This window comes from Pseudoroseicyclus tamaricis (genome assembly GCF_012070395.1).
GTDB classification, from domain to species: Bacteria; Pseudomonadota; Alphaproteobacteria; order Rhodobacterales; family Rhodobacteraceae; genus Pseudoroseicyclus_A; species Pseudoroseicyclus_A tamaricis.
In genome coordinates, this window is sequence record NZ_JAAFYS010000003.1 from 32,176 (window position 1) to 55,255 (window position 23,080).

The 23,080-nt window shown below is 69.1% G+C and carries 22 protein-coding genes; 1 reads left to right on the forward strand and 21 read right to left on the reverse strand.

The features are described from left to right. Window positions 1-35: 35 nt before the first annotated feature. The 4 genes from GY170_RS18375 to GY170_RS11920 all read right to left on the reverse strand — a co-directional run bounded on the left by GY170_RS18375 (window position 36) and on the right by GY170_RS11920 (window position 5,375). Window positions 36-3,344: an MlaD family protein gene (locus GY170_RS18375; protein WP_203531313.1), complete on the reverse strand. Its 3,309-nt coding sequence runs from the start codon at window positions 3,342-3,344 to the stop codon at window positions 36-38. Beyond that, window positions 3,341-3,991, reverse strand: a complete 651-nt coding sequence (locus GY170_RS18540; RefSeq protein WP_163893935.1) for a paraquat-inducible protein A — start codon at window positions 3,989-3,991, stop codon at window positions 3,341-3,343. Before GY170_RS18540 ends, GY170_RS18375 begins: the two co-directional genes overlap by 4 nt. Continuing rightward, a complete protein-coding gene (locus tag GY170_RS18545) occupies window positions 3,988-4,674 on the reverse strand; it encodes a paraquat-inducible protein A (protein WP_328800722.1) in 687 nt (228 codons plus the stop codon). The genes GY170_RS18540 and GY170_RS18545 overlap by 4 nt, the downstream gene beginning before the upstream one ends. Before the next feature lie 125 nt (window positions 4,675-4,799). Continuing rightward, entirely contained in the window at window positions 4,800-5,375 is a 576-nt protein-coding gene (locus tag GY170_RS11920; protein ID WP_163893937.1) for a hypothetical protein, read from the reverse strand. Window positions 5,376-5,612: 237 nt separating this feature from the next. On the opposite strand from GY170_RS11920, the gene GY170_RS11925 reads away from it, so the two are divergent. Then, window positions 5,613-7,154 carry a DEAD/DEAH box helicase gene (locus GY170_RS11925; protein ID WP_163893939.1) on the forward strand — a complete coding sequence of 514 codons (1,542 nt, stop codon included), beginning with the start codon at window positions 5,613-5,615 and terminating at the stop codon, window positions 7,152-7,154. A gap of 186 nt (window positions 7,155-7,340) precedes the next feature. Here the strand turns inward: GY170_RS11925 and GY170_RS11930 are convergent, their stop codons facing one another. From GY170_RS11930 to nuoG, 17 genes are all read right to left on the reverse strand, one after another. Further along, a complete protein-coding gene (locus GY170_RS11930) occupies window positions 7,341-9,008 on the reverse strand; it encodes a ribonuclease J (protein ID WP_163893941.1) in 1,668 nt (555 codons plus the stop codon). Beyond that, entirely contained in the window at window positions 9,005-9,778 is a 774-nt protein-coding gene (locus GY170_RS11935; RefSeq protein WP_163893943.1) for a type III pantothenate kinase, read from the reverse strand. The genes GY170_RS11930 and GY170_RS11935 overlap by 4 nt, the downstream gene beginning before the upstream one ends. 13 nt (window positions 9,779-9,791) lie before the next feature. Next, window positions 9,792-10,562 (reverse strand): biotin--[acetyl-CoA-carboxylase] ligase, encoded by a 771-nt coding sequence (locus tag GY170_RS11940; protein WP_163893945.1) that lies wholly within the window; start codon window positions 10,560-10,562, stop codon window positions 9,792-9,794. Beyond that, the gene (gene nuoN / locus GY170_RS11945; RefSeq protein ID WP_163893947.1) at window positions 10,522-11,958 is read right to left on the reverse strand and encodes an NADH-quinone oxidoreductase subunit NuoN; all 1,437 of its coding nucleotides are present in this window, start codon (window positions 11,956-11,958) and stop codon (window positions 10,522-10,524) included. Before nuoN ends, GY170_RS11940 begins: the two co-directional genes overlap by 41 nt. A gap of 9 nt (window positions 11,959-11,967) precedes the next feature. Beyond that, window positions 11,968-13,545 carry an NADH-quinone oxidoreductase subunit M gene (locus GY170_RS11950; RefSeq protein WP_163893949.1) on the reverse strand — a complete coding sequence of 526 codons (1,578 nt, stop codon included), beginning with the start codon at window positions 13,543-13,545 and terminating at the stop codon, window positions 11,968-11,970. Further along, window positions 13,545-15,749, reverse strand: coding sequence for an NADH-quinone oxidoreductase subunit L (nuoL, locus tag GY170_RS11955; protein ID WP_163893951.1), 2,205 nt, complete (start codon window positions 15,747-15,749; stop codon window positions 13,545-13,547). Before nuoL ends, GY170_RS11950 begins: the two co-directional genes overlap by 1 nt. Window positions 15,750-15,855: 106 nt before the next feature. Beyond that, window positions 15,856-16,161, reverse strand: a complete 306-nt coding sequence (gene nuoK / locus GY170_RS11960; protein WP_163893953.1) for an NADH-quinone oxidoreductase subunit NuoK — start codon at window positions 16,159-16,161, stop codon at window positions 15,856-15,858. Next, the gene (locus tag GY170_RS11965; protein ID WP_163893954.1) at window positions 16,158-16,661 is read right to left on the reverse strand and encodes a hypothetical protein; all 504 of its coding nucleotides are present in this window, start codon (window positions 16,659-16,661) and stop codon (window positions 16,158-16,160) included. The genes nuoK and GY170_RS11965 overlap by 4 nt, the downstream gene beginning before the upstream one ends. Before the next feature lie 96 nt (window positions 16,662-16,757). Continuing rightward, window positions 16,758-17,177 carry a hypothetical protein gene (locus tag GY170_RS11970; RefSeq protein ID WP_163893956.1) on the reverse strand — a complete coding sequence of 140 codons (420 nt, stop codon included), beginning with the start codon at window positions 17,175-17,177 and terminating at the stop codon, window positions 16,758-16,760. Window positions 17,178-17,233: 56 nt separating this feature from the next. Next, window positions 17,234-17,839, reverse strand: a complete 606-nt coding sequence (locus GY170_RS11975) for an NADH-quinone oxidoreductase subunit J (protein WP_163893958.1) — start codon at window positions 17,837-17,839, stop codon at window positions 17,234-17,236. Beyond that, window positions 17,836-18,234, reverse strand: a complete 399-nt coding sequence (locus tag GY170_RS11980; RefSeq protein ID WP_163893960.1) for a carboxymuconolactone decarboxylase family protein — start codon at window positions 18,232-18,234, stop codon at window positions 17,836-17,838. Before GY170_RS11980 ends, GY170_RS11975 begins: the two co-directional genes overlap by 4 nt. Next, entirely contained in the window at window positions 18,231-18,683 is a 453-nt protein-coding gene (locus GY170_RS11985) for a DUF4259 domain-containing protein (RefSeq protein WP_163893962.1), read from the reverse strand. The genes GY170_RS11980 and GY170_RS11985 overlap by 4 nt, the downstream gene beginning before the upstream one ends. An 11-nt stretch (window positions 18,684-18,694) precedes the next feature. Further along, entirely contained in the window at window positions 18,695-19,189 is a 495-nt protein-coding gene (nuoI, locus tag GY170_RS11990; protein ID WP_163893964.1) for an NADH-quinone oxidoreductase subunit NuoI, read from the reverse strand. Further along, the gene (locus tag GY170_RS11995; RefSeq protein ID WP_163893966.1) at window positions 19,186-19,479 is read right to left on the reverse strand and encodes a hypothetical protein; all 294 of its coding nucleotides are present in this window, start codon (window positions 19,477-19,479) and stop codon (window positions 19,186-19,188) included. Before GY170_RS11995 ends, nuoI begins: the two co-directional genes overlap by 4 nt. Window position 19,480: 1 nt before the next feature. Further along, a complete protein-coding gene (nuoH, locus tag GY170_RS12000) occupies window positions 19,481-20,518 on the reverse strand; it encodes an NADH-quinone oxidoreductase subunit NuoH (RefSeq protein ID WP_163893967.1) in 1,038 nt (345 codons plus the stop codon). An 11-nt stretch (window positions 20,519-20,529) separates the two neighbouring features. Continuing rightward, on the reverse strand, window positions 20,530-20,898 hold the full coding sequence (locus GY170_RS12005; protein WP_163895339.1) for a YNQ4 family lipoprotein: 369 nt from the start codon (window positions 20,896-20,898) through the stop codon (window positions 20,530-20,532). 26 nt (window positions 20,899-20,924) lie between these two features. Continuing rightward, window positions 20,925-22,946, reverse strand: coding sequence for an NADH-quinone oxidoreductase subunit NuoG (gene nuoG, locus GY170_RS12010; protein WP_163893969.1), 2,022 nt, complete (start codon window positions 22,944-22,946; stop codon window positions 20,925-20,927). Between the last annotated feature and the right edge of the window lie 134 nt (window positions 22,947-23,080).

Consider the following 23,080-nt stretch of genomic DNA (forward strand, 5'->3'; position numbering starts at 1 on the left):
AGCCAGGCGGCCCGGGGATACGCGTGTGGCATGATCTATCGTCCGAGAATGAGGGAATTGGGCTGGCGCTCGATGGCGCGGGCGAGTTCGGAGACGGCCTGCGCGGCGCGCGTGATCTCCCGCAGGGCAGAGCGCGCCTCCCGCAGGGCGGGCGCCTCGGTATCGAAGCCGGTGAGCACCGAGGAGGCGGTGGCGGCGAGCTGATCGGCCCGCGCCACGAGGGCCGGCAGGTCCGCCGAGGCGGCGGCGATGGCATCGGCGGCGGCGCGGGCGCTGTCGAGCGTGGCGTTGGTGTTGGCGATGGCGCCGCCCTCGCGCAGGTCCGCCAGCGCCGATGACAGCTCCGCCAGCGCGCCGTTTAGCTGCCCCGGCAGGGCCTGCGCATCGGCGGAGGCGACGAGATCGGCGGCAGAGGCGGCGAAGCGCTCGGCCTCGGCGCCGAAGGTCTCCAGCGGCAGGGAATTGGCGCGGGCGACGAGGGCGCGCGCCTCGTCCACCAGCTCCGGCAGGCCGGCGGCGGAGGTCTCGACGCTGTCCAGAGCCGCCGCCGCGTTCTCGATGGCGGCGGTCAGCTGGGTGGCGACCTCGGCATCGGAGAGCTCGGCGATGATGCGGTTGGCGCTGGTCGTCGCCGCCGTCAACTCCGCCAGCGCGGCGGAGGCCTGCGCGGGCAGGCCCTGTGCGGCCTCGCCGCCGATCAGCGCCTGGGCATTGGCGACAAGCTGGCTCGCCTCCTGCCCGAGCGCCGGCAGGCCCATGCTGCGGGCCTCCCCGGCGAGGAGCGTCAGCTCGTCCACGAGGGCCGGCACGCCCTCAAGCCCCGGGCGCGCCGCTTCCAGCGCGCCGGCGGCGGCATCGGCGGCGGCGGCGAGACGCTCCGCCGTGCCGCCCTCGTTCACGCCGGCGACGAAGGCCTGCAGCTCGGTGGCGACGGCGGAAACATCGCCAAGCGCCGCGTCGATCTCCGCCGGCAGGGCCTGTGTCGCCTCGCTGCCGAGGAGGTTCTGCGCGGAGGCGACGAGGGCGCTGGCCTGCTGGCCGAGCGCCGGCAGGCCGAGGCCGCGGGCCTCCTGCGCGACGGCGGTGAGCTCGTCGACGAGCGCCGGGACGCCCTCCAGTCCCGGGCGCGCCGCTTCCAGAGCCGCGGCGGCGGCATCGGCGGCGGCGGCGAGGCGTTCGGCTGTCTGGGCGTCATTGAGCGTGCCGATCAGCTCCTCGACGGAGCCGGCGGCGTCCGTCACCTCGGCGAGGGCGGCATTCACCTGCGCCGGCAGCGCCTGCGCCGCCTCGCCCCCCACGAGGGCCTGGGCGGAGGCGACAAGCTCTCCGGCCCGCTGCCCGAGCGCGGGCAGACCCATGGCGCGGGCCTCCTGCGCGACGGCCGTCAGCTCGTCGACGAGCCTCGGCACGCCTTCGAGCCCCGGGCGCGCCGCCTGCAGCGCGGCGGCGGCGGCATCGGCGGCGGCGGCGATGCGCTCGGCCGTCTGCGCCTCGTTGAGGGTGCCGATCAGCTCGTCCACCGCGTCGGCGGCGCTGGTCACTTCCGCCAGCGCGGCGCCCACCTGCGCGGGCAGCGCCTGCGCCGCCTCGCCGCCGACCAGCGTCTGGGCGCTGGCCAGCACCGCCTCGGCCCGCTGGCCGAGCGCGGGCAGGCCGAGGCCCCTCGCCTCTTCCGCCAGCGCCGTGATCTCCGCCACCAGCTCCGGCAGCCCTTCGGCGGAGGTCTCCACCCCCGCGGCGGCGGCGGAGACGCTGTCGATCGCCGCCAGCACCCGCTCAGCGGCCTGCGCCTCGTCCAGCTCGGCGACGAGGGTGGAGATCTGGTCGAGCGACCTCTCCAGATCCGTCATCACCGCGCCGATCTGCGCCGGCAGGGCCTGCACCTCGCTGGCGCCGGTGACACCGCGCAGGTTGCCGAGGAGGCCCGCGAGCTCGCCCGGGACCTGCTGCACCTCGTCGCTGCCGACGAGCGAACCGGCCTCGTCGAGGAAGACGATGACGCTCTGCAGCAGCTCCTCGATGGGCAGCGCGTCGATGCGGGCCAGCGTGCCTTCAGCCGTGGCGCCGACGTCGATCAGGTCGCTCGGCGCCGTCGGCAGGATGGGATACTCGCCCGGCGGCTCGATGAGGGCGCCGGCGGCCAGATCATCCGGGCGCACCAGCTCGACCTTCAGACCGCCGGTGAGCAGGTTCGCCGTCGCCAGCCGGGCGCGCAGGCCAAGCGCCGCCTGCTGCGCGAAGAACTCCAGCGCCTCCGTCTCGCTGCCCTCGCCGTCGAAGCCCAGCCGCGCCGGCTGGATGGCGAAGACCACCTGCAGCCGCACGGCGGAGTCGCCGGGGCTGCCGGCGTCGGCGATGCCGTTGAGGCCCGTGACCTCGCCGATGCGCAGGCCTTCCAGCTCCACCGGGGCGCCGGCGGCGAGGCCCGTGACGTCCTCGTCGAAGATGGCCGACAGCGTCAGCTCCACCCCGTCGCGGCGGTTGAAGACGGAGGCGCGGGCCAGCCCGCGCTCGGGATAGACCTCGAAGACATCCCCCGGCTCGGCGATCGTGCCGCCGGCCACGAAGGTGTCGAAGCTCACGCCGCCGGCGATCAGCGAGGCGATGGAATCGAAGTTCAGCGCCGCGCCGGCCGAGCCGAGCGTGAAGGAGAAGCCCGAGGAATCCCAGAAGCGCGTCGATTCGGTGATGAGGTTGTCATAAGGCGCCTCGATGAAGGCCTCCGCCTCCACCGTCACCCCATCCTCGGAGACGCGGGCGGGGCCGACGCGGCCGACCTCGACGCCCTTATAGAGGAGCGGCGTGTTCCCCGTCAGCGAGGTGCCGGAGGTGCGCAGGTAGAAGCTCAGGCCAGGCTGCACGCCCTCGTTCAGGGGCGGATGGGCGAGGCCCGTGAAGTCGCGCACCTCGGAGCCGGGCTCATTGTCCCACTGGCCGGCGATGTAGACGCCGGAGAGCACCGTCTCTAGCCCGGTGACGCCCTGCGTCGTCACCTCGGGGCGCACGACCCAGAAGCTCGCCTCCTCGTCGATATAGGGGGCGACGGTCTGGGTGACGCGCACGGTGACGAGCACCTCGTCCAGCCCGTTGGCGAAGTCGACCTCCTCCACCGTGCCGACGACCACGTCGCGGTAGCGCAGCTGCGTCTCGCCTTGCGTGATGCCGGCGGCGTTGCGGAAGTGGATGTCGATGGTCGGCCCCCGCTCCGCCCATGTCTGCCAGGCGATGCCGAGCGCGACGACGAGCGCGAGGATCGGGATCAGCCAGACGACCGACACCCGCTCGAAGAAGGAGCGGCGCGCGGGCACCACCGGCACGTCCTCGATACGGTCCTCGTCGCTCATGTGGCTCTCTCTTCCAGGCGGGGGCGGGGGCGCGGGCCGCCGAGGTGATCCCAGATCATCCGGCTGTCGAAGCTCTGCGCCGAGAGCATCGTGAAGACGACGGAGGCCGCGAAGGCGGCGGCGGCGGGCCCCGGGTGGATGGAGGCCAGCGCGTTGAGCTGCACGAGCGCGGTGAGGATGGCAACGACGAAGACGTCGATCATCGACCAGCGGCCGATATATTCCACGATCTCATAGAGCTTGTGGCGGGCATGGGCACCCGTGTCGGCCTGCCGGTGCACCGAGAGGGCGAGGAAGGCGATGGCCATGAACTTGCCGACGGGGATCAGCACCGAGGCGACGAGCACGATGATGGCGACGCCGAGCGCGTCATGCTGCGCCAGCTCCACCGCGCCGCCGACGATGGTGGCCTGCGTCTCCTCCACCAGCGTGCTGGTAACGAGCATCGGGTAGAGGTTCGCCGGCACGTAGGCGATCAGCCCCGCTGCCCACCACGCCCAGACGCGGCTGAGGCTGCGCGGGTCACGCGATTGCAGGTGCGCGCCGCAGCGGCCGCATTCCTCCGTCTCGATCGGCCAGACGCGGCCGCAGCGCCGGCAGCCGACGAGCCCGGCCTCGCGCGCGGTGAGGGGGGTGGCCTCGCTCACGCTTCCGCCTCCTTGTCGAGCGCGTCCCAGATCGTCCAGCGGCAGATCAGCGAATCCTGCGCGACGACCAGCAGGGTGAGCAGCGCGAACATCCAGAAGGCGGGGCCGAAGGCGATCTCGGCGAGGTCGGCGACCTTCACCAGCGCCACGGCGCAGCCGATAGCGAAGATCTCCGCCATCGACCACGGGCGCATCCGCTCGGCCAGCGTGAAGGCCTGCTTGGTCAGCGGCCCGACGCCCCGCCCCCGCGCCAGCGGCACGAAGACGTAGAGCAGCAGCAACACCCGCCCCACCGGCACCAGCACGATCAGGCAGAGCACCGCGAAGGAGAGCAGGAAGAACGGCCCGCCGGAGAAGGCCGCCGCCGCCGAGAAGATCGAGGCGGAATGGCTGACGCCCGCCGCCCGGATGGTCAAGAAGGGAAAGCTCAGCGCCCCGATGGTGAGGATCAGCACGGCCAGTGCCAGCGCGATGATGCGCCCCTCGGCCCCGAGCCGCGGAGTGATCAGCACCTCGTGACAGCGCCCGCACCGCGCCCGCTCGCCGCGCGCCGGAGCCTTGATCCGGTAGAGCACGTCGCAATTGGGGCAGGCAATCAGGTCGTCTGTCTGTGTGGCCGAGATGTCCATCTTCCCCCACGGGATCCGAGGACGCTTGTAGCGGTGGCGGAAGGGGTTGGCCATAAGCCATCCGGCGCCGCAGGCGCCGCGCCGCCGCTCGTGAACAGGGCGATGAAACGGCCGCCGCGGCGCCCGGGAAACCGGCGTTGGCGGGCCGCCTCAGGCGGCAGCGGAGCTTGTCGGCCGCCTTACGCGGCGGCGGAGCTGTTGGCCGCCTGCCGCGCCTGACGCTCGCGCCGCATCTGGGCGAAGTCCTTCTGCCGGTCGAGATGCGCCTGCCGCTCCAGCTCCGCCTGCCGGACGGCGGCCTCCTCCGCCGCGCGGGCGGCACGCCGCTTGCGGATGGCCCTGACCACCATGACAGCGACCAGCAGCAGGACGACGGCGATGACGCTCGGCGCCGGAGGCCAGAGGAAGGCGACGACCTGGTCGACGATGGCCATGGAGTCGCCCTGCCCCATCCCCTCCTGCAGCGTGTCGGTGATCCCCTGCAGGCGCTCGCTCTGCTCGGCGGCAGCGGCGGGATCGGCCGCCCCCGCCCCGCCCTGCACCGCCGCGCCCTGCGCCGCCTCGGCCCCGGCAGCGGCCTGCGCGCCAGTCGCGCCCGCCTCCACGGCGGCGCCATCCGCCGCGGCGCCGGCGCCACCGCCGGCGGCCTCCGCGCCCTCGCCCGGGGTGGCAGGCTCCTCGTATGCCGGCATCCGCTCGCGCAGATCGGCGCCCGGCGCGTAGCTGTGGCCCGCGAAATCGTCGAAGTTCTTCATGGGCCCCCTCGCCTTGTCCCGCGCTATCCCGGCCCGCTCAGCATGGCGGGAAATGAGGCAGCTTCTGGCCCCGCTTCGGGCAAAGCGTGGGAAATCGGCCCTCCGGCCCGCCAGCGTTGACCTTTTGCCGCCCGGGGCGTAAGAGCGCTCTCGCAGATGACGCCCGGCAATCCGGCCGGGACGGGCCGCGCCAGTGGAAGCGGCCAGATCAGCCGCACCTCACGCGTGAAGGACCCTATGACTGCATTCTCAGATCTCAAGCTGGACCCGAAGGTCCTCAAGGCCGTCGAAGAAGCCGGCTACACCACGCCGACGCCCATCCAGTCGGGGGCCATCCCCCATGCGCTGGAAGGCAAGGATGTGCTCGGCATCGCCCAGACGGGCACCGGCAAGACGGCCAGCTTCACGCTGCCGATGATCACCATGCTGCAGAAGGGCCGCGCCCGCGCGCGCATGCCCCGCAGCCTCGTGCTGGCGCCGACGCGCGAGCTCGCCGCGCAGGTCGCCGAGAACTTCGACACCTACGCCAAGTACACCAAGCTCACGAAGGCCCTGCTGATCGGCGGCGTCTCCTTCAAGGAGCAGGACCAGCTCATCGACAAGGGTGTCGACGTGCTGATCGCGACCCCCGGCCGCCTGCTCGATCATTTCGAGCGCGGCAAGCTGCTGCTCACCGGCGTGCAGATCATGGTCGTCGACGAGGCGGACCGGATGCTCGACATGGGCTTCATCCCCGACATCGAGCGCATCTTCTCGCTGACGCCCTTCACCCGGCAGACGATGTTCTACTCCGCCACCATGGCGCCGGAGATTGAGCGGATCACCAACATGTTCCTCTCCTCCCCCGCCCGTATCGAGGTGGCGCGCCAGGCGACGGCGTCGGAGACGATCGCGCAGGGCGTCGTCATGTTCCGCTCCAAGCGGAAGGATCGCGAAGGCACCGAGAAGCGGGCGCTGCTGCGCGCGCTGATCGACGCCGAGGGCGAGGCCTGCACCAACGCCATCATCTTCTGCAACCGCAAGGTCGAGGTGGATGTTCTGGCCAAGAGCCTGAAGAAATACGGCTACAATGCCGAGCCGATCCACGGCGATCTCGACCAGTCGCAGCGCACCCGCACGCTCGACGGCTTCCGCGCCGGCACCGTGCGCTTCCTCGTCGCCTCCGATGTCGCGGCCCGGGGGCTCGACATCCCGGCCGTCTCCCACGTCTTCAACTACGACGTGCCGAGCCATGCCGAGGATTACGTCCACCGCATCGGCCGCACCGGCCGCGCCGGCCGCTCCGGCAAGGCGCTGATGATCTGCGTGCCGAAGGACGAGAAGAACCTCGGCGACATCGAGCGCCTGGTGGAGAAGGAAATTCCGCGCGTCGAGCCCCCGCAGGGCCACGAGAGCGCCCCCACGCCGGCCACCTCCGAGGCGGCGGGCGAGGAGAAGAAACCCCGCCGCACCCGCAGCCGCACCCGGGCGGAGCGCGACGAGGGCGTCAGCGAGGCCAAGACGCCCGCGAAGGTCACCACGACCGAAGCTCCGGTCGCCGAAACTCCCGCCGCCGCCGAGGCCGCCCCGGCCCCCGAGGCGCCCGCCCCTGCCCCGCAGGAGCAGAAGCCGGCCCGTGGCCGACGCTCCGACAATCGCTCTGGCGGCCGCTCCGACGAGAAGAGCGGACGGCATTCCGAGGGCCGTGGCCGCCGCAGCCGCGACGAAGAGATCGTCGGCATGGGCGAGGACACCCCCGCCTTCATCGCCAAGAGCTTCGCGGAACGTCGCACCGGCTGATCGCCCCGCAACCCCCACGTAACGAGAAAGGCCCCGGCAGTCACCTGCCGGGGCCTTTCTCGTTCTGGGCCCTAGACCCTGGCAGCGCCCGGCCTCCGCCCTTGCGCCCCTGTCTTTAGTCCCAAAAATCCTCGGGGGGGCCCGGGGGGCAGACAGCCCCCCGGTCCTGCCCTCTCGACGGCCGCGTCAGCCGAGCCGGCTCACCACCACCGTCACCTCGGGCTTCTTGCCGATCTCGTCATTCGCCGAGCGGCGGACGACGCCCTTCAGCTCCTTCTCGAGCTTGTCCTCGCTGCGCATGGTCTTCGCATTCGCCCGGCCGACGAACTGGGCGAGATCCGCCTCCAGCACCTCGGTCAGCCCGGCCTTGGAGCGGCCCGTCTCCGGCAGGCCCATGAGGTCCACCCAGGGGTCGCCGATCGGCTCGTCCTTCTCGTCCAGCACCAGCGTCACCAGCACGTGGCCGTTGAGCGCCATGCGGATGCGGTCGCGGACGATGCCATCCATCGCGCCGATCATCACAGACCCGTCGAGGTAGGTGCGGCCGGCATCGACGAACTCCACCACCGAGGGGCGGGTGCCGCCGATGTCGAGCATCATGCCGTTGGTGGCGATGATCGAGGGGAAGCCCCCCGCCTCGGCCACCTTTCGGTGCTCGCGCAGGTGCCGGTGCTCGCCGTGCATGGGCACGATCATCTCCGGCTTCACGAGGCGGTGCATCTCCTCCAGGTCCGGCCGGTTGGCGTGGCCGGAGACGTGGTGCGTCCCCGTTTCGCCGTAGATCACGTCCACCCCCTTCTCGGAGAGCTGGTTCATGATCTTGATCACGCCCTTTTCGTTGCCCGGGATGATCTTGGAGGAGAAGAGGAACGTATCCCCCTCCTGCAGCTTCAGCCCGAGGTAGCTGCCCTGCGCCAGCTGGGCGGAGGCGGCGCGCCGCTCGCCCTGGCTGCCCGTCACGAGCAGCAGCAGGTTCTGGCGCGGCAGGTCCGCCGCCTCTTCGGGCGAGATGACGGGCGGGAAATCCCCGAGGATGCCGGTGTCCTGCGCCGCCTTGACCATGGTGCGCATCGCCCGGCCCAGCAGCACGACGGAGCGGCCGGCCGCCTGCCCCGCTTCCGCCAGCGTCTTCAGACGCGCGACGTTGGAGCCGAAGGTCGTCGCCGCGACGAGGCCGGGAGCCTCGCGGATCAGCTCGGTGATCGGGCCCTTCAGCGTCGCCTCGGAGCGGCCGGGGTTGGGGGAGAAGACGTTCGTCGAGTCGCAGAGCAGCGCCTTGACGCCAAGCGCGCCGATCTCGCTCCACAGCACCTTGTCGAAGGGCTCGCCGACGATGGGCGTCTCGTCGATCTTGAAGTCTCCGGTATGGGCGATCCGGCCCGCAGCCGTCTCGATCACCAGCCCCGAGCTTTCGGGGATGGAGTGCGAGATGGGCACGAAGCCGACGCGGAACGGCCCGGCCTCGATGGTGGCCGGCCAGCTTTCGGCGATGTGCAGGGCGCTGTCGGGCGCGCCCGCTTCGTCCAGCGCCTCGCGGGCGATCTGGGCGGTGAACTTGCGCGCGTAGATCGGCGCCCGCAGCTTGTCCCAGAGCAGGCCGACGGCGCCGATATGGTCCATGTGGGCATGGGTGATGAAGATGGCTTCGATCCGGTCACGCCGCTCCAGGAGCCACGTCAGGTCGGGCAGGATCAGCTCGACGCCGGGGGTGCCGTCCATGTCGGGGAAGGTCACGCCGAGGTCAACGACGATCAGCCGCTCCTTGCCCGGTTTGCCGTAGCCATAGACATAGGTGTTCATGCCGATCTCGCCGGCGCCCCCGAGGGGGAGGTAGATAAGGCGTTCGCCGCTCATGTGTTATCCTTGTTGTAGCGGTGAATGATGGTCAGGCCGTGCATCGTCAGGTCATCCTCGACCTTGTCGAACAGCACGTCGCCCTGAGCGAAGAGGGAGGCGAGGCCCCCCGTGCCGATGATTCTCATCGGCCTGTCACGTTCCGCGCGGATGCGTTCGCAGATCCCGCGCACGAGGCCGACATAGCCCCAGAAGATTCCCGATTGCATGCAGGCGACGGTATTGGTGCCGATCACCTGCTGCGGCTTCGTCACGTCGACATGCGGCAGCGCCGCCGCCGCCTGGTGGAGCGCCTCGAGCGAGAGGTTCACCCCCGGCGCGATCACCCCGCCGACATAAGCGCCGTCGTCATCCACCACGTCGAAGGTGGTGGCGGTGCCGAAATCAACAACGACGAGGTTGCCGCCATGTCGGTCATAGGCGCCGGCGGAGTTCACCAGCCGGTCGGGGCCGATGGCGGTGCCGGCATCGACCCGCGGCGCCACCGGCAGCAGGCAATCGGGCCGGCCGACGACGAAGGGGCGGGTGCCGTAGTAACGGTCGCAGAGCACCCGCAGGTTGAAGACCACCCGCGGCACGGTGGAGGAGATGATGACCTCGTCGATCATCACGTCGAGGTTGTTGTGGCGCATCAGGGTGGAGAGCCAGACGTAATACTGGTCCGCCGTGCGCTGCCACTCCGTCGAGGTGCGCCAGGTGCCGAGAAACTGCGAGCCGTCCCACACCGAGAAGACGGTGTTGGTGTTGCCGCAGTCGATGCAGAGCAGCATGGGCATCGCCCCTTCAGAAATAGACATCCGCCGCCGGCAGCGTGACCGGCCCGGCGGGCGTGGTGAGCATCAGGCTGCCCCTTGCGTCGATACCGTCGAAGCGGCCCCGCGTCTCCCCCTTCGGCGTCCGCGCCCGGATTTCCTGCCCGAGCCGCGCCGCAGCCGCGAGCCAGGCGTCGCGGATAGACGGGAAGCCCTCGGCCACCAGCCGCGCATCCCAGCGGGCATAGGCGGGGGCGAGCCGGTCGAGGAAGGCCTCGGGCGAGACCGCGACCCCCGTCTCCTGCAGGAGGGAGACGGGGCGAACGGCGCCCTCCGGGAGATCTCCCTGCCCCGGCGCAGCGGCGAGGTTGACGCCGATGCCGATGGCCAGCGCCGGGCCAAAATTCTCCAGAAGGATGCCGGCGACCTTGCCCTCGCTGAGGAGCACGTCGTTCGGCCACTTGAGGGAGAGATGGGCCTGCGGGGCGACTTCCGCAAGGGCATCGCGCAGGGCGAGGGAGGCGACGAAGCTGCGCTGCGCCTTCTCCATCGGGCCGCCCTCGGGCGCGTCGATCAGCGTGGCGGCGAAGTTGCCGGGCGGCATCGCCCAGGGCCGCCCCTGCCGGCCGCGTGCAGACGTCTGCTCCAGCGCCAGAAGCCAGAGGGGCCCCCGCTCGCCCTCGCGGACGAGGCGGGCCGCCTCGTCCATTGTCGATGTCAGCGACCGGTAGACGCGCCTCTCGGCCGCCCGGGCCGGGGCCTCAGTTGACAAGGGCCGCGGCCGCCTGGGCGGCGAGAGCATCGACGCCGAAGAGGTTTATGACACCGAAGACCATTGCCAGCGCACAGACCATCAGCACGCTCCACAGCACCGGCGAGGACGGCGGGTCGAGCGAGTCACGCTCGGTGCCGAAGTACATGTAGTAGACGATGCGCAGGTAGTAGAAGGCGGAGATGACCGAGGCGATGACGCCGAGGATCGCCAGCCAGCTCAGCCCCCCCTGCACCGCCGCCTGCAGCACGTAGAGCTTGCCGAAGAAGCCCACCAGCGGCGGCACCCCGGCGAGGGAGAAGAGCAGCACCAGCATCGCCAGCGCACGCAGCGGCTCCCGCTTGGAATACATGTGCAGCGACTCGATGTCGGTGACCGGGCGGCCGTCCTTCTCCATCGAGAGGATGAAGGCGAAGGCGCCGACGTTCATCGTCAGGTAGATGGCCATGTAGATCAGCATCGCCTGCACGCCGAAGAGCGTGCCGGAGGCGAGGCCCATGAGCGCGAAGCCCATGTGGCTGATCGAGGAATAGGCCATCAGTCGCTTGATGTTGCGCTGCCCGATGGCGGCGATGGCGCCGAGGAACATCGAGAAGACGGCGAGGAAGGCGATGATCTGCTGCCAGTCACCGACGATGGTGCCGAAGGCGTCGTGCATCACCCGAGCCAGCAGGGCCATGGCCGCGAGCTTGGGCGCGGTGGCGAAGAAGGCCGTCACCGGCGTCGGCGCGCCCTCGTAGACGTCCGGCGTCCACATGTGGAAGGGCGCGGCGGAGATCTTGAAGGCGAAGCCGGCGAGCAGGAAGGCGAGGCCGAAGAGCAGCCCGATGGAGACATCGCCCGCCGCCGCCTCGAAGATGCCGGCGAAGAGCGTGGTGCCCGAGAAGCCGTAGGTCAGCGAGGCGCCGTAGAGCAGCAGCCCCGAGGAGAGGGCGCCGAGCACGAAGTACTTCAGCCCCGCCTCGGTGGAGCGCACGGAATCGCGGCGGATCGAGGCGATCACGTAGGCGGCGAGCGACTGCAGCTCGAGCCCCATGTAGAGCACCATCAGGTCCCCGGCGGAAACCATGACCATCATGCCGACGACAGAGAGCGAGATGAGCACCGGGTACTCGAAGCGCAGGAGGCCGCGGCGGCTCATGTATTCCATGCTGATCAGCAGCACGGCGGCGGCGGAGAGCAGGATGCCCACCTTGGCGAAGCGCGAGAACGGGTCGCTGATGAAGCTGCCGTAGAAGGCCAGCTCGCTGCCGGAGCCGGCGTAGCCGATCCAGAAGGCGAGGCCGGCGAAGACGATGGCGGTCAGCACCGTGAGCGGGCGGGCGCTGTCGTCCTTGCCGGTGTAGACGACCACGATGAGGGAGACCATCGCGTAGAACGCGAGCATGACTTCCGGCAGCAGGATCGAGAGATCGGTGGACATCATGGGGCGGTCCTAGTGGCTTGCGGCCGCGGTCTGCGCGGTCTGGATGGCGCCGGCGGCCGCCTCCTGGGCGATGCCGACGTCATGGATCAGGTTGGCGGTGGAGACTTCGATGATGTCGATCACGAGGCTCGGGTAGACGCCGAGCAGGATCGTCATCACCACCAGCGGGGCGAAGATCGCCTTCTCGCGGCCGGTCATGTCGGTGATCGAGCGCAGGGCTTCCTTGATGAGGTCACCCAGCACGACGCGGCGGTAGAGCCAGAGCGCGTAGGCGGCCGAGAGGATGACGCCGGAGGTGGCGACGAGCGCGACCCAGGTGTTGGCCTGGAAGATGCCCATCAGCGTCAGGAACTCGCCCACGAAGCCGGAGGTGCCCGGCAGGCCGACGTTGGCCATGGTGAAGAGCAGGAAGACGAAGGCATAGGCCGGCATCCGGTTCACGAGGCCGCCATAGGCGTCGATCTCCCGCGTGTGCATCCGGTCGTAGACGACGCCGACGCAGAGGAAGAGCGCGCCGGAGACGAAGCCGTGGGAGAGCATCTGGAAGATGGCGCCGTCGATGCCCTGCTGGTTCGCCGCGAAGATGCCAGCCGTCACGTAGCCCATGTGGGCGACGGAGGAATAGGCGATCAGCTTCTTCATGTCCTCCTGCACCAGCGCCACGAGCGAGGCGTAGACGATGGCGATGGCCGACAGCCACAGCACCAGCGGGCCGAGGATGTCGGACGCCACCGGGAACATCGGCAGGCTGAAGCGCAGGAAGCCGTAGCCCCCCATCTTCAGCAGGATCGCCGCCAGCACGACGGAGCCGGCGGTCGGCGCCTGCACGTGCGCGTCGGGCAGCCAGGTGTGGACGGGCCACATCGGCATCTTCACCGCGAAGGAGGCGAAGAAGGCCAGCCAGAGCAGCGTCTGCAATCCGCCGGTGATCTGCCAGCCGAGGATCGGCATCGTCTCGGAGGAGAAGTTGAAGGTCAGCAGCGACACCTCGCCTTCGCCGCAGGCGGCGATGCAGGTGGTGCCGGCGACGTTCGCCATCGTCACCATGGCGACGAGCATCAGCACCGAGCCGAGGAACGTGTAGAGGAAGAACTTGAAGGCCGCGTAGATACGGTCCTTCCCGCCCCAGATGCCGATGATGAGGAACATCGGGATCAGGCCGCCCTCGAAGAACAGGTAGAAGAGCACCAGGTCCAGCGCCATGAAGACGCCGAGCATCAGCGTCTCCAGCACGAGGAAGGCGATCATGTACTCCTTCACCCGGTGCGTGACGTTCCAGCAGGCCGCGATCGTCAGCGGCATGAGGAAGGTCGTCAGCATCACGAAGAGGACGGAGATGCCATCCACGCCCATGCGGTAATGCAGGCCGAGGAGCCACTCGTGATCCTCGACGAACTGGAAGGCCGCGACATCCCGGTCAAAGCCGGCGAGGATGAACAGGGAGGCGACGAAGGTGAAGGCCGTGGCGCCGAGCGCCACCCACTTGGCATTGGCCTGCGCCGCTTCGTCGTCGCCGCGCAGGAACAGCGCCAGGATCGCCGCCCCGATGAGCGGCATGAAGGTGGTGAGCGAGAGGATGTTGCCCATCAGTTCGCCCCCCCGGCGATCGTGAGCCAGGTGATGAGCAGCGCGATGCCGATCACCATGGCGAAGGCGTAGGTGAAGATGTAGCCGGATTGCCAGCGCCCGGCGAGGCGGGTCAGCATGGGTACGAAGCCCATGGAGATGCCGTTGATCGTCCCGTCGATCACGGAGCCGTCACCCCGCTTCCACAGCAGCCGGCCGAGGCCGGCGGCCGGACGCACGAAGAGGAACCCGTAGATCTCGTCGAAGTACCACTTGTTCAGCAGGAAGTTGTAGAGCGGCCGCTGGTTCTCGGCCAGCTTCGCGGGGAAGTCGGGCTTGCGGATATACATGAGCCAGGCGAGCGCGAAGCCGATCAGCATCGCCGCGAAGGGCGAGACCTTCACCCAGACAGGGCTGTGGTGCGCCGCGTCGAGCACCTCTTCGCTCTCTTCGCTCATGTAGATGGCGCCGATATCGCCGGTGCCGACGAGGTGCGCCTCTTCCTCGGCATGGCTTTCATCCGCCGCGGCCTGCTCGGTGGCATCCATCTCGGGCGCCGCGCCTTCGGCCGCGGTTTCGCCCACGTCCGCCAGACCTTCGCCGGATTCGTCCTGCGCCTCTTCGGGGGACTCGCCGGCCTCGGCGATGGGCTCGGCCTCGCCGTCGCCGGCGCGCGCCTCGGAGCCCTCCTCCTCGTGGTGGGGCATGTCGAAGAAGGTCGCCATGCGGTCATGGTCGCCGAAGAAGCTGTTGTGCCAGATCATTCCGGCGAAGATGGCACCGAGCGCCAGCACGCCTAGCGGGATGGTCATCACCGCCGGGCTCTCATGGGCATGCTCGTGCGTGTGGTGGTTGCCCCTCGGCTTGCCGAAGAAGGTGAGGAAGATCAGCCGCCAGGAGTAGAAGGAGGTGAAGAGCGCCGCGATGACGAGCGCCCAGAAGGCGAAGCCGTTGCCGGAGGCCCAGGCGCTCTCGATGATGGCGTCCTTCGAGAGGAAGCCGGCGAAGCCGATATAGGTCAGCGGGATGCCGACACCGGTGATGGCCAGCGTGCCGATCAGCATCGCCCAGAAGGTGTAGGGGATCTTCTTCCGCAGGCCGCCGTAATTCCGCATGTCCTGCTCGTGGTGCATCGCGTGGATGACGGAGCCGGCGCCGAGGAAGAGCATGGCCTTGAAGAAGGCGTGCGTGAAGAGGTGGAACATCGCCGCGCCGTAGATGCCGGCACCGGCGGCCACGAACATGTAGCCGAGCTGCGAGCAGGTCGAATAGGCGATGACTCGCTTGATGTCGGTCTGCACGAGGCCGATCGTGGCGGCGAAGAAGGCCGTCGAGGCGCCGATGTAGATGATGAAGGTCTTCACCTCCGGCGCGTATTCGAAGAGCGGCGACATCCGGCAGACGAGGAACACGCCGGCCGTGACCATGGTCGCGGCGTGGATCAGCGCGGAGACGGGCGTCGGCCCCTCCATCGCGTCCGGCAGCCAGGTGTGCAGGAAGAGCTGCGCCGATTTTCCCATGGCGCCGACGAAGAGCAGGAAGGCGGCGAGGTTCGCGGCATTCCAGTCGCGCCAGAGGAAGTGGAGCGTCGTGTCCGCCAGCGCCGGCGCCTCGGCGAAGATCACGTCGAGCTCGATGGAATCCACCAGGAAGAACAGCGCGAAGATGCCGAGCGCGAAGCCGAAATCCCCGACGCGGTTGACCACGAAGGCCTTGATGGAGGCGGCGTTGGCGGAGGGCTTGCGGAAGTAGAAGCCGATCAGGAGGTAGGAGGCGACGCCCACGCCCTCCCAGCCGAAGAACAGCTGCAGGAGGTTGTCGGAGGTCACCAGCATCAGCATGGCGAAGGTGAAGAACGACAGGTAGGCGAAGAAGCGGGGACGGTAGCTCTCCCCCTCCCGGAAGTTCTCGTCATGGGCCATGTAGCCCATGGAATAAAGGTGCACGAGCGCCGAGACGGTGGTGATGACGATCAGCATGATCGCCGTCAGCCGGTCGAGCCGGATGGCCCAGTCGGTGCTCAGCGTGCCCGATTCCACCCAGCGCATCAGCGTGATGTGCTGCGTGCCGTCAGGCAGCGTGAAGAAGACGATCCAGCTCAGGAAGGCGGCGAGGAACAGCAGGACGGTGGCCGTCCACTGCGCGGCGCTCTCGCCGATCTGCCGCCAGAGGAAGCCGGCGATGAGCGCGCCGACCAGAGGGGCGAAGAGGATGATGGTCGTCATGATCGCTCCTCAGAAGATCAGCGCCGGACGGGCGGGCATCGCGGGTGTGGCCGTGGCGGCGGAGGGCGCCGGTTGGCCGGGGGTTCCGTAATCGTTCAGCACCGCCTCACCCCTTCATCACGTTGACATCTTCCACGTCGATCGTGCCGCGGTTGCGGAAGAAGCAGACGAGGATGGCGAGGCCGATGGCCGCCTCGGCGGCGGCGACGGTGAGCACGAAGAGCGTGAAGACCTGCCCGACGAGATCGCCGAGATAGGCCGAGAAGGCGACGAAGTTGATGTTGACGGAGAGCAGGATCAGCTCGATCGACATCAGGATGATGATGATGTTCTTCCGGTTGAGGAAGAGCCCGAAGATACCGATGACGAAGAGGGCCGCCGCGACGGCGAGGTAATGTTCCAGCCCGATCATGTGGTGCCCTCCTGAGCGGTTGCCGCGCTGTCCGGGTAGAAGACCTGGCAGCCGCAGCTCTCCAGCGTCCCGCGCCCGGCGCGGTATTCGATGTTGTTCGAGACCGCGCGCTCGGCGAGGTACACCGGCACGTCGGCAGCCGCCAGCGCCGATGCCGCATCGATCAGCGTCGTGACGGCGAAGCGACGGTCTGACAGCACCTCGCCGCCGGAGGCGAAGGCCATGGAGGTCATCCTCACCCACTCGCCGCTGCCGCAGGCGGTGACCTCATAGCGCTCGGCGCCCCAGTAGTCGTCTGCCGCACCGCCCGAGTGAGTGAGGCGGGTGACGACGGTGCCGTTGCCGAGATCCTGCGGAACGTCGCTGGCGGCGAAGCCGGAGGCGATGGCGCAATCGGCCGCCTCGAGCCCGTCCATGGCGCAGCCGGCGAGGCCGGCGGCGAATGCCGCGCCGGCGATCCCCGCCCTGCCCGTGCCGCTCATGTTCCGTCCCTCGCTCATGGAGGCCCTTCTGACATGTCCGCCGCCGCCGTCAACCGGGGCGGCTGTGCCGTTAACCATTTACGCCCTGGCCCGGAGGGGCCGGGGCGGCCACGCTCAGCCCCCGAGGCCGAGCGCGAGGCAATCGCAATTGCCGATCTCGTCGCTGCCGATCGTCGTGTCGACATCGGCGCCGATGCCGGCGGCGATGTCCTCTAGGCTCATGTCCCCGGCGCCTTCCATCAGCGCCTCGAACTCCCAGATCAGCCCGCTGCGGCCGGAGCTGCCGGCATTGATCGTCAGGTGCGCGCCCGAGGCACAGTCATGCACGAGGATCGTCGTGCCGTCCTCGCCCCTCCAGAAGAAGGAGCTGTAGTCCCCCGCCTCGGCGACCGGGCTGATCGCCTGCCCGAGGGGCGCGGCGTCGCCCTCCGCCTTGATGACACCGGCCTCCGGCTCGAAGTAGCAGGCGTCCTGCGCCGTGGTGGCGCCGGCCGCGAGGGCGAGGGCGGCGGTCAGGCTGGCGGTGATCTTCATCGGATGCCTCCTGCTGTCCATGCGCGGCCCGCGCCGCACGGGGCGGCGCGGCAGGCTCACAGGCCCTGCCCCGGCTTGACGTCCTTCAGCTCCATCGCCTTGGCGGGATCGCGCGACATCTGCAGCAGCACGTTCTGGCGCTTGACGTCCTGCCGGTGGCGCAGCGTCAGCACGATGGCCCCGATCATTGCTGTCAGCAGGATCAGGCCGGCGAGCTGGAAGAGCAGGAAGTAGCGGTCGTAGAGCACGAGGCCGAGGAGGCGCGTGTTCATCCCCTCGCCGATGGGCACCACGAGGCGCTCGGCGGCGCCCTCGCCGTATTCCCAGATGCCGAAGGCGAGGCCGAGCTGCATCAGGATGACGATGCCGATCAGCAGCGCCAGCGGCATGTAGCGGGCCATCTCCGCCTTCAGCTCGGCGAAGTCGACATCGAGCATCATGACGACGAAGAGGAAGAGCACCGCGACGGCGCCGACGTAGACGATGATGAGCAGCATCGCCACGAACTCCGCCCCCACCAGCACGAAGAGCCCGGCGGCGGAGAGGAAGGCGAGGATGAGCCAGAGCACCGAGTGCACCGGATTGCGGGCCAGCACCGTCATCAGGCCCCCGAAGAGGGTGCTGACGGCGAAGAGATAGAAGGCGAAAGCGGCGACGGTCATGTGTCTTTCTCCTCGTCCATGGCCTCTTTGGCCAGGTCCAGCGCCCGGTTCATGGCGGGCAGGCCGCCGAAGAGGCCGGCCATCTGAAGGGTTTCCGCCACTTCCTGGCGGGTGGCGCCGGCCTTGATGGCGTGGCGCACGGTCATGCGGATCTGCGATTCCCCCTGCGCGCCCAGCACCGTGAGGCCCTGAAGCGTCAGGAGCAGGCGCGTCTTGGCGTCCAGCCCCTCGGGGTTGAAGGTGCGGCCCCAGAAGGTTTCCAGCACCTCTTTGGGCATCGTCGGCCAGAGCGCCTCGAACCCCTTGGGAGAGAAGCTCTCCAGCGCCGGGTTGACGGCCTTGGCCCAGTCCTGCCCGGCCTTCATCATCGCCTCGAAAGGGTTCTGCGTGCTCATGTGGCCACCTTGCGCAGCCGCGTCTCGAGATCGGAGATGGTGCGCGCGAAGCCCTCGAGCTGCTCGCCCTCCTGCCAGAGCGCGGCGAGCTCCGAGACCTTGGGGTTGGCGAGAAGCCCGTTCACCGCGGCGCGGGCGCCCTCCAGCAGGCGGGGCTCGGCCTTCACCGCCTCGGCATGGGCCTTCATCTGCGCCTGCAGGCGGGCGGGGTCGCCGCCCATGGCGTAGTCCGACGGGCCGGCCGTGAACGGGCGGCCGTGACAGGCAGCGACGATCTCTCCCAGCGCAATGAGCTGGCCGCCGAGCGGCGCGTCGATGAAGCCGTCGCCCTCGGCATCGTTGGGCTCCTGCAGGACATCCAGCAGCACGCCGACGCCCTGCCCCTCGTAATCGAGGAGCAGGTCCATCGCGTCATCATTGTCGAACGGTCCGGGGCCCCAGGCTCCCATGCGTCAGCTCCTCAGCGGTAGGGCGCGTCGATTTCGAGGTTGCGGGCGATCTCGGCTTCCCAGCGGTCGCCGTTCGCGAGGAGCTTTTCCTTGTCGTAGTAGAGCTCTTCGCGCGTCTCGGTGGAGAATTCGAAGTTCGGCCCCTCGACGATGGCGTCGACCGGGCAGGCCTCCTGGCAGAAGCCGCAGTAGATGCACTTCGTCATGTCGATGTCGTAGCGCGTGGTGCGGCGGGAGCCGTCCTCGCGCGGTTCGGCATCGATGGTGATCGCCTGCGCCGGGCAGATCGCCTCGCAGAGCTTGCAGGCGATGCAGCGCTCTTCGCCATTGGGATAGCGGCGCAGGGCGTGCTCGCCGCGGAAGCGGGGAGACAGGGGGTTCTTCTCGAACGGGTAGTTCACCGTGGGCTTGGGGGCGAAGAAGTACTTCATCCCCACCCGGAAGCCCTTGAAGAAATCGGCGAGCAAAAAGTACTTCGCCGCGCGGGTGTAATCGATCTGGCTCATCCGTGTGTGCCCTCCATGGGAGGCAGGTTCGGGTCATTGCCCGGGTGCAGTTCGCTCGTCTCGTCGAAGCCCTCTTGCGGGCCTTTTGCAGCAGCGGCGGCGGCGCCGGGGCCTGTCAGCCCCTCCTCCTCCGCCCAGTCGAGCAGGACTTCGGCCACGTCTCCGGTGGAGAGGCGGAAGAGCCCCTGCCCGTCGTCCCGCGCGATCTGCAGGCTGCCCGTCATGTGGCGGGCGAGGTCGAAGAGCTCTCGCGCGCTCGCCTCCCCCACTGCCTTGGCGATATCGCCCATATCAGAGCCCCACGGCCCAGCGGGCCCAGAAGCCGTCGGCCACCTCGAAGCGGGCGAGGAAGGAGATCAGCACCACCCAGGCCAGCGACAGGGGCAGGAAGACCTTCCAGCCGAGCCGCATGAGCTGGTCGTAGCGGTAGCGGGGGGTCACGGCCTTCACGAGGGCGAAGATGAAGAAACAGAAGAGGACCTTCAGGAACATCCAGAGGAAGCCGTCGGGCAGGAACGGGACGGGCGACAGCCAGCCGCCGAGGAACAGCAGCGAGACCAGCGCGCACATCAGCACCATGGCGACGTATTCGCCGATCATGAACAGCAAGAACGGCGTCGAGGAATATTCCACCTGGTAGCCGGCCACGAGCTCCGATTCCGCTTCCGGCAGGTCGAAGGGCGGGCGGTTCGTCTCCGCCAGCGCGGAGATGAAGAAGAGGAACAGCATCGGGAAGTGCGGCAGCCAGTACCAGCCGAGGATGCCCCAGCCCGTCTCCTGCGCGTAGACGATGGCGGAGAGGTTCATCGAGCCGGTCGAGATGATGACGCCGATGATGATCAGGCCGATGGAGACTTCGTAGGAGATCATCTGCGCGGCGGAGCGCAGGCTCCCCAGGAACGGGTACTTCGAGTTCGACGCCCAACCCCCCATGATCACGCCATAAACCTCCAGCGAGGAGATGGCGAAGACGTAGAGGATGGCGACGTTGATGTTGCTCATCACCCAGCCATCGTTGAACGGGATGACCGCCCAGGCGACGACGGGAAGCGCGAAGGAGAGGAGCGGCGCGAGGAAGAAGACCGTCCGGTCCGCACCGGCGGGGACGATCACCTCCTTCACGAGGTACTTCAGGAAGTCGGCAAAGCTCTGCAGCAGGCCGAAGGGGCCGACGACGTTCGGGCCGCGGCGGATCTGCACGGCCGCCCAGACCTTGCGGTCGGCATAGAGCAGGAAGGCCAGCAACACGAGCAGCGGCACGAGGATCAGGAGGCATTGCCCGATGATGACGAGCAGGATGCCAACGGCTGTTTCGGTGAAGAAGGACATGGGGCTCCTCGTCAAACCGTCGGGATACCGGCCTGGGCGCACTGGGCGACCGTTACCTCGGCATCAATGGTGCGCAGGCCCTCGGGCAGCGCCGCCGAAATGGTGTAAACAGCATCCGCCCGCCAGATGCCACCCTCTTCCTCGGTCAGCGTGCGCACGTGGCGCGCAAAGCCGTAGCCGCGGATCAGGGTGTACTGAGCGGCGGCGCATTCGGCGTAGCGGCTGACCGCCTCCGCCCCGCCCGCGCCGCGCATGGCCACCTCGAAATCGACGAGATCGCCGTCGAGCAGCCGGGTCGCGACGCCGAGGTATTCCGCGGGTGGAGCGGCATGCGCGGCGGGCGCCGGCGCGTCGCAGCCGGCAGCGGCAGGCAGGGCCATGAGGGGAAGAAGTCGCGCCAACCCTCTCACTCCGCGGCGATCTTTTCGGCGTCGCGGGCAGCCGCCCGGGACGACAGCTCGGCCATCAGGGCCGAGGCGCGGGCGATGGGGTTGGTCAGGTAGAAGTCGGTGACGGGGGAGACGAAGGCGCCCTGCCCCATCTCGCCGCCGGCCTCGGGGATGTCGCCGTCGTTCTCCATCACCTCGTCGATCTCGCCGAGATGCGGCACCGCCTCGATCAGTTTGGCACGCAGCTGCGGCAGGCTGTCGAAGGGCAGCACCTGCCCCAGCTCACCCGAGAGGGCGCGCAGGATGGCCCAGTTCTCCTTCGCCTCGCCGGGCGGGAAGGCGGCGCGGCCGGTCAGCTGCGGGCGGCCTTCGGTGTTCACGAAGAGCCCCGCTTCCTCGACGTAGCAGGCCGCGGGCAGGATGACGTTGGCGCGGTGGGCACCGCGGTCGCCGTGGGAGCCCTGGTAGATGACAAAGGCACCCTCGGGCATGTCGAGTTCGTCGGCGCCGAGGTTGTAGATCACGTCGCCGCCCATCGCCTGCTCCAGCCCGCCGGGGGCCACGGCGCCGACATCCAGCGCGCCGACGCGGGAGGCGGCGGTGTGCAGGATCATGACGCGGGAGCCGGCGGCCTTGGCCGTCTTCAGCGCGGTGGCGAGGACGGCGGCGCCGTCGTCGCCCGTCAGCGCGCCCTGCCCGATGATCATGACGCCGGCGCTGTCCTGCTTGTCGGAATGATCCTGCTCGGCGAGCCAGGCCAGCTTGTCGCGGCCGGTGCCGATATGGGCGACATCGTAGGTCAGATCGGCGTCGGGCCCGATGCGGGCGACCTTGGTGCCGCGCAGCCACGCCCGGCGGATGCGGGAGTTCAGCACCGGCGCCTCTTCGCGCGGGTTGGTGCCGATCAGGATGATGTTGTCGGCTGTGTCGATATCTTCGATCCGGGCGTTGCCGACATAGGCCAGCCGGTTGCCGGCGGGCAGCTTGGCGCCATCGGTGCGGCATTCGACGACACCGCCCTGCCCCTCGATCAGGGTCTTGAGGGCGAAGGCGGCCTCCGCCGGGGCGAGATCGCCGATCAGGCCGGTGAGGCTCTTCGCTCCCTTGACCGCCTCGGCGGTCTTCTGGAGCGCCTCGCCCCAGCTGGCGGCGCGCAGCTTGCCGTTCTCGCGGATATAGGGCTTGTCGAGCCGCTGGCGGCGCAGGCCGTCCCAGACGAAGCGCGTCTTGTCGGAGATCCACTCCTCGTTCACGCCGTCATGGTTGCGGGGCAGGATGCGCATGACCTCGCGCCCCTTCGCGTCGACGCGGATGCTGGAGCCGAGGGCGTCCATCACGTCGATGGATTCGGTCTTGCTCAGCTCCCACGGGCGGGCCGTAAATGCATAGGGTTTGGAGACGAGGGCGCCGACGGGGCAGAGATCGATGATGTTGCCCTGCATGTTGGAATGCAGCGTCTCGCCGAGGTAGCTGGTGATCTCGGCATCCTCGCCGCGGCCCGTCTGGCCCATCGTGTAGATGCCGGCGACCTCGGTCGTGAAGCGCACGCAGCGGGTGCAGGAGATGCAGCGCGTCATATGCGTCTCGACCAGCGGGCCGAGATCGAGATCCTCCGTCGCCCGCTTCGGCTCGCGGTAGCGGGAGAAGTCGACGCCATAGGCCATCGCCTGGTCCTGCAGGTCGCATTCGCCGCCCTGGTCACAGATCGGGCAGTCGAGCGGGTGGTTGATGAGCAGGAACTCCATCACCCCCTCGCGGGCCTTCTTCACCATGGGGGAGTTGGTCTTCACGACCGGCGGCTCGCCGTTCTTGCCGGGGCGCAGGTCCTTGACCTGCATGGCGCAGGAGGCGGCGGGCTTGGGCGGGCCGCCGACGATTTCGACGAGGCACATCCGGCAGTTGCCGGCGATGGAGAGGCGCTCGTGATAGCAGAAGCGCGGGATCTCGATGCCCGCTTCCTCGCAGGCCTGGATCAGCGTCATCGCGCCGGGGACCTCGATCTCCTGGCCGTCGATGATGACTTTCTTGAGGTCTGTCATGGCACTGGCCCCTTTCGCCCGCGGGCGGCGCCTCTCCGGCGGCGCCGGTTTTCCGGCCTTCTATCGCGGCTCGGCGGGGGTGAAAAGGGAGGAGCGCCCACATTCACGCCGCGGCGCGGGGGTGAGGCCGATGA